Here is a 16,406-nt window from a genome sequence, read left to right as displayed (position 1 = left end):
CGGTGGAGGGCTTGTCGCGCATGTCCTGTTAAAACGCGTCTGTAATTTCCGCTTTCCACGCTTGCTTCGTTGTCACTTACTGCACCACGGTGCATAGGGAGTGTGCATGAAGCGCATGTTATTTAACGCGACTCACGCTGAGGAGTTGCGTGTCGCGATTGTAGACGGTCAAAAACTGATCGATATCGACATCGAAACCGCCGGCAAGGAACAACGAAAAAGCAACATTTACAAAGGTGTTGTTACTCGGGTTGAACCCAGTCTGGAAGCCTGTTTTGTCAATTACGGCGAAGACCGTCACGGTTTTCTGCCTTTCAAGGAAATCTCACGGCAATACTTCAAGGAAGGCGTGGATGCTGGAAAGGCCCGCATCCAAGACGTGATCAAGGAAGGCCAGGAGCTGTTTGTTCAAGTTGAGAAGGAAGAACGTGGCAACAAGGGTGCGGCCCTGACCACGTTTATCTCTCTGGCAGGCCGTTACCTGGTGTTGATGCCGAACAATCCACGCGGGGGCGGCGTCTCACGACGCATCGAAGGTGAAGAGCGCCAGGAATTGCGTGAAGCCCTGGACCGATTGGAATATCCCAAGGGGATGAGCATCATTGCCCGCACCGCTGGCATTGGACGGTCGGTTGAGGAATTGCAGTGGGACTTAAACTATCTGTTACAACTGTGGACAGCCATTGACAGCGCCGGCAAATCCGCCAGTGGCGCTTTCTTGATTTATCAGGAAAGCAGTCTGGTGATTCGCGCCATTCGCGATTACTTCAGCCCTGACATTGGCGAAGTGCTCATCGACACCGATGAGATTTACGAACAAGCCAAGCAGTTCATGCAGCATGTCATGCCGGACATGATGAACCTGGTGAAACGCTACCGCGACGACATTCCGTTGTTTTCCCGGTTCCAGATCGAACACCAGATTGAAACGGCCTACAGCCGCATGGTTCCCCTGCCCTCTGGTGGCGCCATCGTGATCGACCACACTGAAGCATTGGTGTCGATTGACGTGAACTCGGCCCGCGCAACCCGGGGCTCAGACATTGAAGACACCGCTTTCCGCACCAACCTGGAAGCTGCTGAAGAAGCAGCCCGGCAGTTGCGCCTGCGTGACCTGGGTGGTCTGATCGTGATCGACTTTATCGACATGGAAAAGGCTAGCAACCAGAAAGAAGTGGAGCAAAAGGTCAAGGACAGCCTGCATTTTGATCGCGCTCGCGTACAGATGGGCAAAATCAGTCGGTTTGGCTTGATGGAACTGTCTCGTCAGCGCATTCGCCCTGCCCTAAACGAAGGCTCGCACACCACCTGCCCTCGCTGTAACGGCACTGGCGTGATTCGTGATACCGAAAGCACCGCCCTGCATGTGCTGCGCATCATTCAGGAAGAAGCCATGAAGGAAGGCACGGCCAGCGTACACACCCAGGTGCCCGTGGATGTTGCAACCTTTCTGCTCAATGAAAAGCGTTCGGAAATTTACAAACTGGAAGCTCGCCTGAAGGTGAACATTCTGTTGATTCCGAATAAACACCTCGAAACACCGCACTATGAAGTGACGCGATTGCGCCACGATGACGAGCGTTTGGATGATCCGCGCAACAGTTTTGAGCTGGCTGCCGCCAAGCCAGAGCAAAGTTACTACGACAAAAAAGTGGAAGGCGAGGCGGTTAAACGTCAGGAAGCCGTGATCAAAGGCGTCATCCCGACACAACCAGCACCAGTTCACACCGAGCGCAAGCCGAAAACAGAACTGGCATTGGCCACTGCACCAACCGCCGCACCGGGCTTGCTTCAACGCATCATCGCTTGGTTCAAGCGCCCAGGTACTGTAGAAGTACCGGCTGTGGTGATTGAACAAGCAGCCACGGAAAAGCCCAAAGGCCGCGGCGGCGATCGCCGCCAAGGGCGCGATGGCGACCGCAACCGGAGCCAGGGCGGACGCGGCGGTGATCGTCATCGCCGTGGCGGACGGGATGGCGATCAATCGCGAGCAGCACGGGCAGATGGGCAGACTTCGGTCGCCAGCGAAACAGGTGATGCCCAAAACACAACCGATACAACCGCACGCCAAGGCAACCGCGGCGGACGACAACGCCACAGGGATGAACGGCCAGTCGATACTCGCCTGGAAGCGACACAACAACCCGCATTGGCAGAACGTGTACCGGTGACAAATGTCACGTCGGATGATGATGGCGAAAACACGGATCGTCAGGGTGGGCGTCGCCGCCGTCGTCGTGGACGGGGTGGTCGCGGCGCAGGAGAAAGCGAAGGATCCAATTCAAGCGCTACCACTGAGATGATCAACGGTGAATCTGCAACCGCTGCAAGCACTGCGTCTGCTGACATGTTGGATGGCCATGCCGACCAAGCCGTGAGCGAGGAAGAATTGGCCAACAAAATTGTGCAGACCATGACCTATGGTGAACAAGCCACGGATGACGTTGCAGGACAGGACGGACAACGCCGTCGCCGACGTCGCCGCCGGGGTGGTCGACAAGGAGACGGCCTGGTCGAGGACGCTGAGGAAAGCAGTAACGACAACGAGCAGCCTGAACTCGAATTGACTGCGAATGGTGTGGTTGATTCATCTGAAAGCACCGCTGAGCTTGCCAACGAACCCGTTGTTGAGACTGTTGCAAACGCTGCCACCGAGGCCGGCGCAACGACATCGACGGTTGTACCCGAGGTGATTGCCACTGCTGAAACGCCTGTGGTCACGACGCAACCAGCTGAAAAAGCGATTCCTCAGCCATCAACGCCAGTGAATATGCTGTTCACGCGTGAAGCACTCAATTCACTCGTAGAAACGGCTGGCATGCTTTGGGTTGAAACAGATCGTGAAAAGTGGACGGTGGTTCAAGCCGAATTGGCCAACACTCCAGCGCCCGTGCGTGTTCCCCGCGTGCGAAAGCCTGCGGCGGTCATGCACCACGGAGAACTGATCCTGGTGGAAACCAAACCCGAGTACCGTCAAGGTTAATCCGGGACACGACAAACGGCCGTGGTCGATTCCATCGCCCTGGTCAGGCCAGAAACCCTGCCCTTCATCGTTCGGTGATTGGCAGGGTTTTTTTATGCCTCATCCAATCGTGGACATAACCCATAAAAAAACCCTCCACAAGGGAGGGTTTAAGGAAACGCCCTGAGGTCTGATCGGTGCGAAGGATCAGTCCATCAAGACAAAACTCAATTTGAGCTCAGCGCTTGGGCGCCCAGTGCTGCTGCACCCTCTTTCGAACGAACGGCTGATACGCGTCCGGCCTTGATGTCGTCGTACCAGGCGTCGTGATGTGCTTTTGCCCACGCTTCATCCACATATCCGTCACGCATTGCTTCCAGGGCACCTTCCATGCCGATAGAACCGATATAGATATGGCCCATGGACATGACGATGAATAGCAACGCGGCACTTGCATGGAGCACATGGCTTTGTTGCATCAGCAGGCGAGTTTGGTCGAAGTTTGGAAAGTCCATGATGAGACCTGTCGCTGAAACCAACACACCCAACACGGTTACACCGCCCCAAAACCAGATCTTTTCACCCATGTTGAAGCGTCCGGCAGGTGCATGGCCCAGCAGACCGCCTCCCTTCTTCAGCCACTCCATGTCGTACTTTTCGGGCAAGTTGTCCCGAACGTACATGATGAAAAACACCACAATGCTGACCGCGAACAAAGGCCCCACAAAGTTGTGGATGACGATGGACAGTTTGGCCAGCCATGAGTTGAGCGTGAGGCCCAACACCGGGGCTAACACATATTTCCCGAACGCCATGAGCAAGCCCGTAACCGCCAGTGCGACGAAGCTAAAGGCCATGGTCCAATGAGCAAGGCGCTCCGCGGATGTAAAACGCTCAATCAGCTTGCCGGTGCGGGGTTCAGGCAGTTTGACTGGCCCTTTGACAAAATACACCCCCATGATGGTCAAAAAGACCAGCGCAACCGCCCAACCTCCGAATTTCAAGATGGTGCCGTTTCTCAGCTCGCGCCACACTTCACCACTCTTGTTGATCAGAACACCGGTTTCACGGCCTTTGGTCACGGTGGTGAATGTTTCGCCCGATGAGACACCCCGCCATACAGGCGCGTTGTTCAACGGTTGCTGAGCCTGCCGCTCTTGCTGCTCAAGCGAGCGCTGTGTCTGGGCGGGCACGCCTTCAGCATGCGCAGGGCCAAAGCCCAAGCTACAAGCCAACAGCAAGCCAGCCAACGAAGCGCCCAGCCAATGGGTTCGAGACCTTTTGATATGCATCATGTCAGCCCTCCTTTATTTGGTGGCCGCTGCACCGTCTCGCGGAGGCGTGCGCAAATACTCATTTTGGCCTTTGGCACGCACCGCAAGGCTTTCCTTCCAGCCTTCCTTGTCACCGGCTTTGTATTCGCCAGTGCTGTACGTACCCCCACCGCTGCTGAAAGCGGGGGTATCAGCCTTGCCAGCATAACCCTTGCCGCCATTGGCATCTTCCAGCCGACCACAGGCCGTGGTCAGCAAGGTCAACGCCAAACCCGCCAGCAATACACTGCGAGTATTCTGCATCATGCACCTCCCTTGGCCGGCGCTGCTGCAGGCGCTTCGGGCTTGCCGTATGCAGAGCTCCAGCCCCACACTTCGGCGCCCTTGCCGCGCACGGTCACGCGGTTACGGAAGATGTCGGACACCACATCGCCGTCACCAGCCAACAACGCCTTGGTGGAGCACATTTCGGCGCACAAGGGCAATTTGCCTTCAGCCAGTCGGTTGCGGCCATACTTCTCGAACTCGGCCTGGGAGTTGTCCTCTTCAGGACCGCCGTTACAGAAGGTGCACTTGTCCATCTTGCCACGCTGGCCAAATGCGCCTTGCTGAGGAAACTGTGGCGCGCCGAACGGACAGGCATAGAAACAGTAACCACAGCCAATGCACAGGTCCTTGTCGTGCAGCACAACCCCTTCATCGGTTTTGTAGAAACAGTTCACCGGGCACACGGCCATACAAGGTGCGTCTGAGCAGTGCATACAGGCCACAGAGATCGACTTTTCGCCAGGCTCGCCATCGTTGATGGTTACCACGCGGCGGCGGTTGATGCCCCAGGGTACTTCGTTGTCGTTTTTACACGCGGTGACACAGCCATTGCACTCAATGCAGCGCTCGGCATCACACAAAAACTTCATTCGTGCCATTTGTTATCTCCTTCGCATTCAGTGCTTAAGCAATCCGCTCAATCTGGCAGACCGTGGTTTTCGTTTCTTGCATCATCGTCACCGAGTCATAGCCGTAGGTGGTGGCTGTGTTCACAGCCTCCCCACGAACAACCGGGTGAGCGCCCTCTGGGTAGTAGGCCAGCAAATCGGCGCCCTGCCAGTGACCCGAGAAGTGGAATGGCAGGAACACTGTATTTTCGGGAACACGCCGAGTGACCTGGGCTTGAACCTGGATCTTGGCGCCCGTTGGAGTCATGACCCTGACCTGATCGCCATGCTTGATGCCACGGTCATTCGCAGCCTTGGGGTGAATTTCAACAAACATGTCTTGTTGCAATTCAGCCAACCAGGGGTTGGAACGTGTTTCCTCGCCACCGCCCTCGTATTCCACCAAACGGCCAGAGGTCATGATGAGCGGGAAGGACTTGCCGATGTCGGCATTCTTTTCCTGTAGTGACTTGTACAGGGTGGGCAGACGCCAGAATTCCTTCTTGTCATCGTGGGTTGGATACTTGGCCACCAGGTCTGCGCGGGGAGAATAAATCGGTTCGCGGTGCTTGGGAACGGGGTCCGGGAAGTTCCACACCACAGCCCGTGCTTTCGCATTACCAAACGGGTGGCAACCGTGCTTCATGGCCACACGCTGAATACCACCGGACAAATCTGTCTTCCAGTTCTTGCCTTCGGCTTCCTTCTTTTCCGCGTCGGTGAGTTCATCCCACCAGCCCAGCATCTTCAACATGTCGGCTGTAAATTCCGGATAACCGGTGGTGATTTCAGCACCCTTGGAGTGCGAGCCGTCTTCAGCCAGCAGGGATACACCATCCTTTTCCACGCCAAAGTTGGCACGGAAGTTACCGCCACCGTCCATCACATGCTTGGACGTGTCGTACAGGTTGGGTGAACCGGGGTGCTTGATTTCGGCTGTGCCGTAGCAGGGCCATGGCAGACCAAAATACTCACCATCGCAAGGCCCACCCTCGGCCTTCAGCGTGCGAACGTTGAATGTGTGCATGTTCTTCATGTGCAACTTCAATCGTTCAGGGCTTTGACCGGTGTAACCAATGGTCCAGGTGCCTTTGTTGATCTCACGCAGCACGGATTCCATCTCGGGTTCCATCATGCCGCCCTTGCCTTTCACCATGGTCATGCTCTTGGTGAACTGCTCGCCAAACCCCAGCTTTTCGGCCAGTTGAGTCATGATCATGTGGTCAGTCCGGCTGTCGTACATCGGCTCGATCACTTTTTCACGCCATTGCAAGGAGCGGTTGGACGCGGTGCACGAGCCCGAACATTCGAACTGGGTGGCTGCCGGCAGCAAATACACCTCACGGTTGGGGTTCAAGCCAGCCGCATCCCCTGGCATGGCGGCCATCGAAGCTGTTGCAGACGGATAGGGGTCAATCACCACCAACAGGTCAAGCTTGTCCATCGCCTTCTTCATGTCCAGACCACGCGTCTGTGAGTTGGGCGCGTGCCCCCAGAAGAACAGACCGCGAAGGTTACCGGCCTTTTGTCCAATCAATTCTGGATTTTCAAGCACACCGTCAACCCAGCGTGACACAGTCATCCCAGACTTGGTAGACATGCCCTCTGCATACCGCGACTTGATCCAGTCATAGTCAACACCCCAGATGCGGCACCAGTGTTTCCAAGAACCTTCAGCAACGCCGTAATATCCTGGCAGTGAGTCTGGGTTGGGGCCTACATCGGTTGCACCCTGCACGTTGTCGTGCCCACGGAAGATGTTCGCTCCGCCACCTGACACACCAATGTTGCCCAAAGCCAGTTGCACGATACAGGACGCACGCACCATCGCATTGCCGATGGAGTGCTGGGTTTGACCCATACACCACACCAGTGTGCTTGGCCGATTCTTGGCCATCATCTCGGCAACTTTGTACATCTGTGCTTCCGGCACGCCGCACACCTCTTCCACTTTCTCCGGCGTCCAGTTTTCCATCACTTCTTTCTTGATGGCATCCATGCCGAACACTCGGTCGTTGATGTACTTCTTGTCTTCCCAGCCATTCTTGAAAATGTGGTGCAACAGGCCAAACAGGAAGGCCACGTCTGTGCCTGAACGAATGCGAACATATTCATCAGCTTTGGCGGCGGTGCGTGTAAAACGAGGATCCACCACAATCCACTTGGCACCGGTTTCTTTGGCATGCAGCATGTGCATCATCGACACCGGATGGGCTTCAGCCGCGTTGGAACCGATGTACAACGCACACTTGGTGTTCTGCATGTCGTTGTAAGAGTTGGTCATGGCGCCATAACCCCAGGTGTTGGCCACACCGGCCACCGTGGTGGAGTGGCAAATACGTGCCTGGTGGTCACAATTGTTGGTGCCCCACATCGAGACCCATTTGCGCAGAAGGTAGGACTGTTCGTTGTTGTGCTTGGAAGATCCAATGAAGAACAACGAATCTGGTCCATTGGCCTCGCGCAGGGCCATCATTTTCTTGGTGATACCATCCAGCGCTTCGTCCCAAGTGATTTTCTGGTACTTGCCATTGACCAGCTTCATGGGGTACTTCAAGCGGTATTCACCGTGACCGTGTTCGCGCAAGGCTGCACCTTTGGCGCAATGGGCACCCATGTTGATGGGGCTGTCAAACACGGGGTTTTGACGAACCCACACGCCGTTTTCCACCACGGCGTCGGTGGCACAGCCCACTGAGCAGTGCGTGCACACCGTGCGTTTCACTTCAATCTTGCCGTTGCCGGAGCCACCTTCTGCGGCAGCCTCAGCCTTTTTCACCATGCCAAATGGCAAGCTACCGGCCACTGCACCAGCACCCACACCAATGCCTGAACGCTTCAGGAATGTACGTCGGTCCATGGTGGCACCCAGCCTGGAGCCAATTTTGCTCAACAGGCTGTGGTTGTGGCTTGGAACCACGGCAGCCGCTTTGTGTTCATCGCGTCGCTTCAACATCGAGGTCTCCTTGTATTACACCAGCAAGGTTTTGTAGTAGGACTTGACATGCTCGGTGAGCTGGTAGCCCTTACCCTGCGCGTCTGCCTGTTCTTGAGTACCTGCGCTATGAACGCTTGCACTTTCCTTGCTCAACACCAAGGCTGCACCGGCAGCCGCAACCCCAGCACCAGCCCCCACCAAAAATTGTCGGCGGCCCAATGTGGGTTCTTTTACTTGTGTGGATTTTTTACGCATCACAACACCTCCTTAAACTGCACTTTCGAAATCAAATGACTGCGCTTCTACGTCCAAAAAGACCCGCATGAGGCGCCCCACGGTTTTGTAAAAACTGGCTGAGCCACATTGCTCAATGGCATCGGCCAGTCGACCGTACCAAGGCGCAATGTGCGTATGAAAAAATAATCGTTGCTGGTCAAACGACACGGGCGGATCGTCTGCCAGAATGAGGTACCGCATCACTTCACACAAAAATGCGATGTGATCTTCGGTTTCCACCATGGACTCATCGCGGGTCAAACCGAACTTGGCCAAATCTGTCCTCAAGGCAACCAATGGTTTCTCATTGAGAAAACCAGCCATGTAATAAGAGCCATACAACATGACATCGGGCTTACCAACACCGATGAAACAGTCATTGTGCTCTGCGATCACCTCACGCGCGTCCAAGTTGACGACATGCCGGATCAGTTCCGAAAACTCAAAACCAATTGGACTGGTGATATCCATCTGTGCACGGTCAAGGTCGCGAAAGCGTGCCAAAAACGCATCGTCCACTTTGCCCGACATCAGTACCGACAGCAGTCCGTAGAAGTCGGCCCTGGCCCAATCCTCACCGGCCAGCAATTGATCGCCATGGTCATGCGGGTTCATCGCTTCACCTCAAAAATGGTCATTTCATCCTTGGCACTGAACATGTCGCTCACCCGACAATCGCCACACATTTTCAGTCGGTCGGTGTTTTGTGCAAACATACTGTGGCCACTGATGCGCTTGATCATGTTGTCGATCATGTGCTGTGTACCAAATGGTTTGGCACAGCGAATGCAGTGAAATGGACGTGATTCATTCAAAATCTGCTTGTCGCGCGCCGAAGCCGACAAATTTAACCGGGGAAGCAGTTCAATCGCATTTTCAGGACAAGTGTTCACGCACAAGCCGCATTGAACACAATTGCGTTCAATAAACCGCAACTGGGGCTCAAGCGGATTGTCCACCAGTGCAGAGGCTGGACAAGCGCTGGTGCACGACATGCACAAGCTACAACTGTCCTTGTTCACCACCACGGCACCAAAAGGAGCACCAGTCTTCAACGCAATCGGAAGAGAGGTATCGAAAGCCACCCCATGGGCCAGATGTTCCAGTGCGAATTCCAGCCGGGTTCGCTTTGAACCTGACAATTCAAAACTGCCTGGTTTGACGGGGTTTGGAGGCAAAACCGCGGGTTCAAACAGGTTGGCTGCCTTGTCGATGCACAATACGTTTACACGTGCACCAAGCCCCATGGCTGTCAGCACCTCGTTCACCCAAGCGGCCTGTGCAGCCAAAGCTGCGCCGTAATAACCGTGTTCAGAGGGGCTCTGGACAATCGACACCTGATCTGCACCAAAGGCCAGGGCTGACAGCCACAAATCCGGCCCGGCGCTGGCACTGTGATGCAGCGTGATCGGCAGCAAGGAAGCCGTGCCGTCGCCACCAGTCACACCCCCTGTGCGACGCGCATCCTCCAGCCAATTGGCGGGCAGGTCCGCACCATGCAACACCACATTCAGAAACCGCCCCTTGGCCGCCTTGAATGCTCTGACGGCTTGCTTCAATGCCCGCCCCATGGCAATCACCGGCGTGTATGCATACTGCAGAGCACCGGTTGGACACACGGTGGTGCATGCGCCACAGCCCAGACACAGCTGCGGGTTGACAGCAATGTGATCGCCTTTGGAAGAAATTGCGCGTGTACTGCAGGCCTGAACACATGCCGAGCAACCTGATTTTTCAGAGCGGCTGTGTGCACAAATACCTGGCTTGTAGTCGAAGAATTTGGGTTTTTCGAATTCACCCACGGTTTGAACAGCTTCCAACATGGCGGCCGTCAGCAAAGCCGGGCTGTTACCAGCATGCCAATAACCCAACGGGGGCTGCCGGTCAGAAAACAAGCCTTGGGGGGAACAATCAATGACGAGGTCGTAGTCGCGCACCGTTTCCGACTTCAGGTCATCAAAAGAGATGGCGTTGAATCCACCACACGCTTTCACACAGGCACCGTTGCGGTCACAGGTGTCCAAGCGCACGGTCAGGGAGGCCACATCGATGGACTGGGTAGGACAGGCTTCGGCGCAGGCTCCGCAACGCGTGCAGAGCTCCATGTCCACCGGGTTACTCTTGGCCACCGTCACCTGAAAGGCTCCCAGATAACCTTGAATGGCAGACACCGACACCGCCTGGATATTCATGCTGCGGTCGGCACCCAAACTCAGGCCTTGCGGATTTTCAATCAACAGATCAACGGACAGCGTTTTGGCCAGCAACTCCACTTGCTGGGCAACGCCAGCATCCGGACAAACCACGGCGAGCCGCCCGGTCGACTTGAACGGAACGGAGGGCACCGGCTCAATGCTGAGCGCCGATTCATAAACCGAGCGGGCCGCCACCACAGCAGCCAACTCTTGATCCCCCAACGCCGCAGACTGGCCACGCATAGCGCCGCGCAAATTAAAAAATTGGACAGGCTGCGCGGATTGCTCAGCCTGAAAGGCTTCAAACACCCCGGCTTCTTGGGTACAGCCGACCAAACATTGCTCCGCGCCAGACTTTCCGACCGCTGCAAACAACTCACCCAAGCCATCCCGGCATGCACGCTCCACAGACCGCAAGGTGACGAGTTCGCTCCCAGCCTTCCCGATCAAAGAGGCGGCTCTGCTGCCACTACCCTGGCACCCACAAACAAATACTTCAGCGTTGGCCATGAAAAACTTTTGGTGTGTAATTTGGCAAACTTTTGCAAGGTTTGTGCCAAAACAGACCAATATAAAAAATGCTTTAGATTCAGCACTCTAAAACTCAAGGCAATGGAACCCGGCCCGGGATGCGTCATTTTGTCTAAGTCAAAAGTGTAAAACGGTGCGACATTTTGTCTCAACACATTCGCCAGCAAACCGCCGAAACCCGCACCCGCATTGGTTAGCGTAAACCCTTACTTCAGTTCGGGCTTATCGGCTTGCACCTGTACAAACTCGGATTGGGTAGCCCCCGTAACCGGCGTATCGGTCGCTATCGTGTCCACCTCGAACGGCAGTGGCGCTGCCTCATCGGTCACCGCAGGCAACACATCGGCGGCCTCCGTGACAGCCCCGGATATTTCCGTCTCTTCGGGTAAAACTTCCAGATCCGGTCGACTCAACAACTGCTTGGCCAACGCCATTTTGTCAATGTCAGACTGTTCAAGCGGTGTGAACACGTTGTAATCGTCGATGTAAATATCAAGACCGTCCATCACATTGAATTCCGGTCTGGAAAAAAGTGTTTTGAGTGCCTTGTTCCGGAGTTCAGGGGCCACTTTGCTCTGCATGAAGGCCACCACGTCGCCCCCAGCCTGAACAGACGGAAGATCAGCCTCCGTGGGCACAGGCATGGTTGGGACGGACTGGACAGGTTCCACAAGCGAGTGGGTGGTGGTGGGCGCCATGCCACGAGGGTCGGACACCTGGGAATCCATGGCTGGCTGTGCAGTCTTCTCCGTTACGCTCGCAGCCTGTTCTTGTCGGGCCTCCTGCTTGCGGCGTGACCAACGACCTAAAAAGCCTTCCGACATACTGATTTAACCCTCCCTTTTTTCAGGCGCTACAAACGACCGTGGCCGCTTGCGCTGCTTGGGTTCAGGCTTGTAACGCTCAGCAACCAGTTCAGACAACCAGGAGCGCACCCCCTCGGGCATCGGGAGGGTCTGAACCTCCTCGTTGGAGTCCATCCAGCGGGCCGCCTCGTCATAACTCAGCGTGGCCTCCTCGACAGTGGGGCAACTCAGGCGATTGTCATCCGGATAGCGAACCATGAAGAACACGAATGGTTGATCCGTGTCCAGATTAAGAAAGTAGCCTTGCAATTCATCCTGATAAACCCTGACTGACACCGGGCACCACTGCTCATCGGGGCCGCTTACAACAGGCGCCGACTCGGCTGGAAACATCGAAGAAGCTTGCCAGCGGTAGGGTTGCCACACAGATTGCTGAGCAATTCTGGCCATTTTTACCAGCAGGCGAAATTCACCCAGGGCCAAAAAATTTGCACTCAAAATACACCTCTAAACGTTGCCGCGCCCCAACACACAAGGCACAATTTGCATACTAGATTAAAAGATACCGCCAGGTTCGCAATAAGAGTTTGCCCCACAGGGGTCTCAGGGATTGAACAATGACTGACCGAGTGATTCATCTGGTCCAGGAAGATGCACGCGTCATTCCGCTGAATACAGCCACACCAACCCACCCAAGCAATCAGCCGCTGGATGCGTTAGGTCGCCGTTTGCACGACCTTCGAATTTCCGTGACCGACCGATGCAACTTCCGGTGTGTATACTGCATGCCCAAAAGCATCTTCGACAAAGACTACGCCTTTTTGCCCCACAAAGACCTGCTGAGCTTCGAAGAGATTGAAAGAATCGCGCATGAATTTGTTGCCTTGGGCGTTGAGAAAATTCGCCTGACTGGCGGTGAGCCACTGCTTCGAAAAAACCTGGAAATTTTGGTTGAGCAACTGGCCCGCCTGCGAACACCAAGCGGCAAACCAGTGGAACTGACACTCACCACCAACGGGACACTGCTGCCCAAAAAAGTACGCGCACTCAAGGAAGCCGGTTTGTCACGAGTGACTGTGAGCCTGGATGCCATTGACGATGCTGTATTCAAACGCATGAACGATGTGGATTTCTCGGTTCAAGAAGTGTTGGACGGAATTGACGCAGCCCATGCAGCCGGCTTGGGGCCCATCAAGGTCAACATGGTGGTTAAAGGCGGGATGAATGATGAACAAATTATCCCAATGGCCCGCCATTTCAAGAGCACGCCACACATTCTTCGCTTCATTGAGTACATGGACGTGGGCAGTAGCAACGGCTGGAAAATGGACGAAGTGGTGCCATCTGCACGGGTAATCAATCAAATCGCCCAAGCGCTAGGACCACTGCAAGCCGTGAACCCGAATTACACGGGGGAGGTTGCCGAACGCTGGCAATATGTGGACGGTCAAGGTGAAATCGGCGTCATATCATCTGTGACCCAGGCGTTCTGTAAAGACTGCTCCCGCATTCGCCTGTCCACCGAAGGCAAGCTCTACACCTGTCTGTTTGCAACCAAAGGCCATGATTTGAAACCCTTGGTGCGCTCGGGCTTGCACGGCGATGCTGTTGCCCAGCAGCTTCGTCATGCGATTCAAAACCTGTGGTCATTGCGTGCCGACCGTTACAGTGAAGTGCGCACTGCGAACACCACGCAACCCCGCGACCGAATTGAAATGTCGTACATCGGTGGATGAGACGCATGAATCATCGGATTGAATTAACCCAAGCCAGCATACCCAGCACAGTCCAGATCACTGCCATCAACGAGCACGGCGACAACATACCGGTGGATATTTCGGGCGAACACCCATTGACCCTCTACCTTGACAAACGCGAGCTGCTGACCCTGATGACTTTGGGTGCACAGCCCGAAGCATTGGCCTTGGGTTGGCTTCGCAATCAACGACTCATTGCGAGCGTGAATGACATCGCCGCCATTCAAGTGGACTGGGACACGGAAAGTGTAGCGGTAACCAGCCGGCAATTGCGGGAAACCGGCATTCCACTGTGGGACAACGCGGCGCATCAACAAAAGCTGGAGAAGAAAACCACAACCAGTGGATGTGGGCAAGGCACCGTATTCGGTGATCTCATGGCCGATCTCGACCAGATTCAGTTAAGCCAGGCTCACCCTTTGAGCCAGGAGGTGCTGTACACCGTGATGGATCGCGTGCGCAAACATGAATCCATTTACAAGCAGGCGGGTGCCGTTCATGGTTGTGCGCTGTGCTCCAACACAGGTGACAACCGGGGAGATATTCTTCTGTTCGTCGAAGATGTGGGAAGGCACAACGCGGTGGATGCCATCGCGGGTTTGATGTGGCTTCAGGGCCTGTCAGGCGATGACAAAATTTTCTACACCACCGGTCGCCTAACCTCCGAAATGGTCATCAAATGCGCCCAGATGGGTATTCCGTTTCTGGTGTCGCGCTCTGGATTGACTCAGATGGGCCATGACATCGCCACCAAACTGGGCATCACCATGATTGGGCGTTGCCAGGGCAAGCATTACCTTTTGTACACCGGCGCCAACCGGTTCATCACACTCAACAGCAGTCAATTCGCATGAATATTTCACCTGATCAAATTACCGCCATTATCCTGGCGGGCGGCCAAGGACGTCGCATGGGCGGCATTGACAAAGGCTTGCAAAACTTCAAAGGCGCCCCCCTTGCATTGCATGCCCTGCTGCGCCTGCAGCCCCAGGTTGGCAGTGTATGCATCAATGCCAATCGAAATCTGGGGGTCTACGAGGGTTTCGGTGTGCATGTCATCTGCGACAAGGAAGCCAATTTTCCGGGACCATTGGCCGGAATGCATGCTGCTCTTTACGAGGCCGATGTTCCATTTCTGGTCACCGTGCCCTGCGATGTGCCCAGCTTCCCAGCAGACCTGGTTGAAAAACTGAAAGCCCCTTTTGAAGCAGACCCAAGCCTTCAGCTGAGCGTGGCCAGCACCGCGGGTAGAAGCCACCCCGTGTTTTGCATGATGCGAATCGACGTCTACGAAAACCTGGATGAATTCATGCGAAGCGGTGGCCGAAAAATTGATGCATGGTACGCCAAGCTAAACCACGCAGTGGTTGAGTTCGACGATGAAGATGCATTCCACAACGTCAACACCCTGGCAGAGCTGAAAGAGTTGGAGTCACGTGCATGAATGGCCAGGAACCCAACCAGTTTCAAACCGTCGAGCAAGCCAAAGCGGCCATTGAGCGCATGCTGACACCGGTGGCCGAATATCGCTGGGTCGCGATTCGGGAGGCGTTGAATCAGGTATTGGCTGAGGACATTCTGTCACCGATTGACGTACCAGCTCACAACAACTCGGCCATGGATGGTTATGCGTTGTCAGGCTCAGCCATTGAGCCAGCAGGCCTGACCCGCCTTCAAGTCATCGGCACAGCCTTGGCCGGAAAAAAATTCGTGGGCACCGTGGCAGCGGGTCAATGTGTGCGCATCACGACCGGTGCCGTGATGCCCGATGGGTGTGACACCGTGGTGGTACAAGAAAACGTATCCTCCCCCGAGGAGGGCTACATCCAGTTCCCGCCAGGTGCTGTCGCGGCCGGAGACAACCGGCGACTGGCCGGCGAAGACCTTCAACGTGGCAAACCAGCCATCTCGGCAGGCAAACTGATTCGCCCTGCTGACTTGGGTCTATTGGCCTCATTGGGTGTCCCAGAGGTGAAAGTCAATCGGCCTTTGCGGGTTGCTTTTTTCTCCACCGGTGATGAACTGCGCTCACTGGGACAACCCTTGGATGACGGTTGCGTGTACGACAGCAATCGATACACGCTGTTTGGCATGTTACGCAGGCTTGAATTTGTGGAGCTCATCGACCTGGGTGTTGTGCAAGACTCCCCCGAGGCACTGGAGCAAGCCATGGGTTTGGCAGCCAACCAGGCCGATGTCATCATCACGTCCGGCGGGGTCTCCGTCGGGGAAGCGGACTTCACCAAAACCGTGATGCAAAAGCTCGGCACCGTGAATTTCTGGAAGATCGCGATGCGACCCGGGCGCCCCATGGCCTTTGGACGAATCACCAATCCAGATTCTGGTCAATCGGCAGTTCTGTTCGGTCTGCCTGGCAATCCGGTGGCTGTCATGATCACCTTTTATGCGTTTGTGCGCGATGCCCTGCACCACCTGGCCGGTGCGCGAGCTCGCCCCTTGCCCACCATCATGGCCCGGGTTGCAAGTCCGATTCGGAAAAAACCGGGTCGAACAGAATACCAGCGTGTCCGGCTTGAACGGGATGCCCACGGTTGGGTGGCCCACCTCACCGGCGCTCAGGGTTCCGGGGTGTTGCGCAGCATGTCTGAAGCCGACGGACTGTTGGTATTGCGCCATGAGCACGGTGGCTTGAATGTTGGTGACACGGCTGAGGTGTGGCCTTTTGAGGGTCTGATTTAAGCGCTACCTCAACCGGTGGAGTGAACCATGTG

The 16,406-nt window shown here is 55.5% G+C and carries 14 protein-coding genes; 5 read left to right on the top strand and 9 right to left on the bottom strand.

The window, feature by feature from the left end; genetic code table 11:
* Nucleotides 1-106: 106 nt before the first annotated feature.
* Complete coding sequence (locus tag NQT62_RS05595; RefSeq protein ID WP_256763680.1) at nucleotides 107-2,983, top strand: Rne/Rng family ribonuclease; 2,877 nt, start codon at nucleotides 107-109, stop codon at nucleotides 2,981-2,983.
* Between the two features lie 206 nt (nucleotides 2,984-3,189).
* On the opposite strand, the gene NQT62_RS05590 is transcribed toward NQT62_RS05595, so the two are convergent.
* From NQT62_RS05590 to NQT62_RS05550, 9 genes are all read right to left on the bottom strand, one after another.
* Complete coding sequence (locus NQT62_RS05590; RefSeq protein ID WP_256763678.1) at nucleotides 3,190-4,257, bottom strand: formate dehydrogenase subunit gamma; 1,068 nt, start codon at nucleotides 4,255-4,257, stop codon at nucleotides 3,190-3,192.
* A 12-nt stretch (nucleotides 4,258-4,269) separates the two neighbouring features.
* Nucleotides 4,270-4,542 (bottom strand): hypothetical protein, encoded by a 273-nt coding sequence (locus NQT62_RS05585; RefSeq protein ID WP_256763677.1) that lies wholly within the window; start codon nucleotides 4,540-4,542, stop codon nucleotides 4,270-4,272.
* Nucleotides 4,539-5,162, bottom strand: coding sequence for a formate dehydrogenase FDH3 subunit beta (gene fdh3B / locus NQT62_RS05580; protein ID WP_256763675.1), 624 nt, complete (start codon nucleotides 5,160-5,162; stop codon nucleotides 4,539-4,541). The genes NQT62_RS05585 and fdh3B overlap by 4 nt, the downstream gene beginning before the upstream one ends.
* A 25-nt stretch (nucleotides 5,163-5,187) precedes the next feature.
* Complete coding sequence (locus NQT62_RS05575; RefSeq protein WP_256763674.1) at nucleotides 5,188-8,127, bottom strand: molybdopterin-dependent oxidoreductase; 2,940 nt, start codon at nucleotides 8,125-8,127, stop codon at nucleotides 5,188-5,190.
* A 15-nt stretch (nucleotides 8,128-8,142) separates the two neighbouring features.
* Nucleotides 8,143-8,364: a twin-arginine translocation signal domain-containing protein gene (locus NQT62_RS05570; protein WP_256763673.1), complete on the bottom strand. Its 222-nt coding sequence runs from the start codon at nucleotides 8,362-8,364 to the stop codon at nucleotides 8,143-8,145.
* Nucleotides 8,365-8,376: 12 nt separating this feature from the next.
* A complete protein-coding gene (locus tag NQT62_RS05565) occupies nucleotides 8,377-9,000 on the bottom strand; it encodes a TorD/DmsD family molecular chaperone (protein WP_256763672.1) in 624 nt (207 codons plus the stop codon).
* A complete protein-coding gene (locus NQT62_RS05560) occupies nucleotides 8,997-11,030 on the bottom strand; it encodes a 4Fe-4S binding protein (RefSeq protein ID WP_256763671.1) in 2,034 nt (677 codons plus the stop codon). Before NQT62_RS05560 ends, NQT62_RS05565 begins: the two co-directional genes overlap by 4 nt.
* A 287-nt stretch (nucleotides 11,031-11,317) precedes the next feature.
* A complete protein-coding gene (locus NQT62_RS05555) occupies nucleotides 11,318-11,935 on the bottom strand; it encodes a DUF3306 domain-containing protein (RefSeq protein ID WP_256763670.1) in 618 nt (205 codons plus the stop codon).
* Between the two features lie 6 nt (nucleotides 11,936-11,941).
* Nucleotides 11,942-12,415, bottom strand: a complete 474-nt coding sequence (locus NQT62_RS05550; protein WP_256763669.1) for a DUF3305 domain-containing protein — start codon at nucleotides 12,413-12,415, stop codon at nucleotides 11,942-11,944.
* 119 nt (nucleotides 12,416-12,534) lie between these two features.
* On the opposite strand from NQT62_RS05550, the gene moaA reads away from it, so the two are divergent.
* The 4 genes from moaA to moeA are packed head-to-tail and all read left to right on the top strand — an operon-like array spanning nucleotide 12,535 to nucleotide 16,374.
* Nucleotides 12,535-13,653 carry a GTP 3',8-cyclase MoaA gene (gene moaA, locus NQT62_RS05545; protein WP_256763668.1) on the top strand — a complete coding sequence of 373 codons (1,119 nt, stop codon included), beginning with the start codon at nucleotides 12,535-12,537 and terminating at the stop codon, nucleotides 13,651-13,653.
* Between the two features lie 5 nt (nucleotides 13,654-13,658).
* Nucleotides 13,659-14,528, top strand: coding sequence for a formate dehydrogenase accessory sulfurtransferase FdhD (locus NQT62_RS05540; RefSeq protein WP_256763667.1), 870 nt, complete (start codon nucleotides 13,659-13,661; stop codon nucleotides 14,526-14,528).
* Nucleotides 14,525-15,118: a molybdenum cofactor guanylyltransferase MobA gene (mobA, locus tag NQT62_RS05535; protein ID WP_256763666.1), complete on the top strand. Its 594-nt coding sequence runs from the start codon at nucleotides 14,525-14,527 to the stop codon at nucleotides 15,116-15,118. The genes NQT62_RS05540 and mobA overlap by 4 nt, the downstream gene beginning before the upstream one ends.
* Entirely contained in the window at nucleotides 15,115-16,374 is a 1,260-nt protein-coding gene (moeA, locus tag NQT62_RS05530) for a molybdopterin molybdotransferase MoeA (protein ID WP_256763665.1), read from the top strand. Before mobA ends, moeA begins: the two co-directional genes overlap by 4 nt.
* Nucleotides 16,375-16,406: the final 32 nt, after the last annotated feature.

It is taken from the genome of Limnobacter humi, from assembly GCF_024518835.1.
Lineage (GTDB): Bacteria > Pseudomonadota > Gammaproteobacteria > Burkholderiales > Burkholderiaceae_B > Limnobacter > Limnobacter humi.
Note: the sequence above shows the minus strand (reverse complement) of the source record. Positions and strands in the feature narration are given on the sequence as shown.

What these genes read in the sequence shown, in the direction of transcription:
- NQT62_RS05595 (WP_256763680.1), top strand. Translation starts at nt 107, where the DNA reads ATGAAGCGCATGTTATTTAACGCGACTCACGCTGAGGAGTTGCGTGTC.
- NQT62_RS05590 (WP_256763678.1), bottom strand. Translation starts at nt 4,257, where the DNA reads ATGATGCATATCAAAAGGTCTCGAACCCATTGGCTGGGCGCTTCGTTG.
- NQT62_RS05585 (WP_256763677.1), bottom strand. Translation starts at nt 4,542, where the DNA reads ATGATGCAGAATACTCGCAGTGTATTGCTGGCGGGTTTGGCGTTGACC.
- fdh3B (WP_256763675.1), bottom strand. Translation starts at nt 5,162, where the DNA reads ATGGCACGAATGAAGTTTTTGTGTGATGCCGAGCGCTGCATTGAGTGC.
- NQT62_RS05575 (WP_256763674.1), bottom strand. Translation starts at nt 8,127, where the DNA reads ATGTTGAAGCGACGCGATGAACACAAAGCGGCTGCCGTGGTTCCAAGC.
- NQT62_RS05570 (WP_256763673.1), bottom strand. Translation starts at nt 8,364, where the DNA reads ATGCGTAAAAAATCCACACAAGTAAAAGAACCCACATTGGGCCGCCGA.
- NQT62_RS05565 (WP_256763672.1), bottom strand. Translation starts at nt 9,000, where the DNA reads ATGAACCCGCATGACCATGGCGATCAATTGCTGGCCGGTGAGGATTGG.
- NQT62_RS05555 (WP_256763670.1), bottom strand. Translation starts at nt 11,935, where the DNA reads ATGTCGGAAGGCTTTTTAGGTCGTTGGTCACGCCGCAAGCAGGAGGCC.
- moaA (WP_256763668.1), top strand. Translation starts at nt 12,535, where the DNA reads ATGACTGACCGAGTGATTCATCTGGTCCAGGAAGATGCACGCGTCATT.
- NQT62_RS05540 (WP_256763667.1), top strand. Translation starts at nt 13,659, where the DNA reads ATGAATCATCGGATTGAATTAACCCAAGCCAGCATACCCAGCACAGTC.
- mobA (WP_256763666.1), top strand. Translation starts at nt 14,525, where the DNA reads ATGAATATTTCACCTGATCAAATTACCGCCATTATCCTGGCGGGCGGC.
- moeA (WP_256763665.1), top strand. Translation starts at nt 15,115, where the DNA reads ATGAATGGCCAGGAACCCAACCAGTTTCAAACCGTCGAGCAAGCCAAA.